Source organism: Burkholderia sp. Se-20378 (assembly GCF_017104665.1).
Lineage (GTDB): Bacteria > Pseudomonadota > Gammaproteobacteria > Burkholderiales > Burkholderiaceae > Burkholderia > Burkholderia lata.
Genome location: NZ_JAAGPG010001043.1, coordinates 1 through 1,399, shown reverse-complemented (window position 1 = coordinate 1,399; position 1,399 = coordinate 1). Strand labels below are relative to the sequence as shown.

Sequence of the window (1,399 nt, the reverse complement as noted above, 5' to 3'; positions counted from 1 at the left end):
GGCTGTGGGCGCTGGGCCCGGCACTCGCCGCGCACGGCCTCGCGATGGAGAACCTCGGCGACATCAACGTGCAGTCGATCGCCGGCGCGACCAGCACCGGCACGCACGGCACCGGCATCACGCTCGGCAACCTGTCGACGCAGATCGACAGCCTGACCTTCATGTGCGCGGACGGCAGCGAGATCCGCGCGAGCGCCGACACGCATCCCGACCTGTTCGCCGGCGGCCGGATCGGGCTCGGCGCGCTCGGCGTGCTGACCGAGATCGGCCTGCGCCTCGTGCCCGCGTTCAAGCTGCGCCTCGAGCGCGGCGGCATGCAGCTCGACGACTGCCTCGCGCAAGCGGACGCGCTGATCGCGAAGCACCGCTCGTTCGAGTTCTACTGGTTCCCGCATACGGACACCGTGCTGACCAAGGCGTGGGACATGACCGACGAGCCGGCCGACGCGGTGCACTGGGCGAGCCGCGCATCCGAATCGTTCCTCGAGAACACGGTGTTCGGCGCGTTGTGCGGGCTCGGCAAACGCGTGCCGTCGCTGTGCCCGGCGCTGAGCCGGCTATGTGCATCGACGGTGTCGGCCGGCCGCCACGTGGATGCGAGCTACGCGATGCTGTCGACGGTGCGCCGCGTGCGCTTCAACGAAATGGAATGGTCGGTGCCGGCCGAGCGCGGCGCCGACGCGCTGCGCGAGATCCGCGCGTTCATCGCGCGCCGCAGCTTCCCGCTGATGTTCCCGATCGAATACCGCTGGGTGCGCGGCGACGACATCTGGCTGAGCCCCGACTACGGGCGCGACAGCGTGCGCATCTCGGTGCACCAGTATCGCGGGATGCCGTTCGACGCATACTTCTCGGGCGTGCAGGCGATCTGCCGCAATCATGGCGGGCGGCCGCACTGGGGCAAGGTGCATGCGATGAAGGCCGCCGAGCTGGCGGCGTGCTACCCGCACTGGGACGATTTCCTCGCGTTGCGCGAACGGATGGACCCGCATGGCCGCTTCCTGACGCCGTACCTGCGCACGCTGTTCGGCCTGCCGCAACATGCAAGTGCGAGCGTAGCCTCGACCGCGCGCGCCACGCCGGCTCGCCGAGGGACACACCCGATGCACGAAACGGCCGGCATCGCACAAGATCGGCCGCGATCCAACCAGGAGGCCTCATGAGCACCGCCACCCTGCATGCCGCCGCACAGTCGCGTCCCGATCCGTCGACCGGCGCCGTCGTCCGCCTCGCGCTCGCGTTCGCGGCGGCCACCAACGGCCTGATCCTGTCGCCGTTCCTCGTCGCGGCCGTGATGACGCGCTTCCGCCTCGACGAAGGCAGCGCGACTGCGCTGGTCAGCGCCGAGATCCTCGGCATCGCGATCAGTTGCGCGCTGCTGTCGCACCGGATCGCGCGA

The 1,399-nt window shown here is 70.1% G+C and carries 1 protein-coding gene and 1 pseudogene; both read left to right on the top strand.

Annotated elements, in window-relative coordinates; all coding sequences use genetic code 11:
* Positions 1-1,163 (top strand): D-arabinono-1,4-lactone oxidase (locus G3N93_RS40000; RefSeq protein ID WP_206135522.1); only part of this gene is annotated, 1,163 nt, incomplete at its 5' end.
* Positions 1,160-1,399: pseudogene (locus G3N93_RS39995) on the top strand (MFS transporter); the annotation flags it as partial. The gene G3N93_RS40000 and the pseudogene G3N93_RS39995, both read left to right, overlap by 4 nt.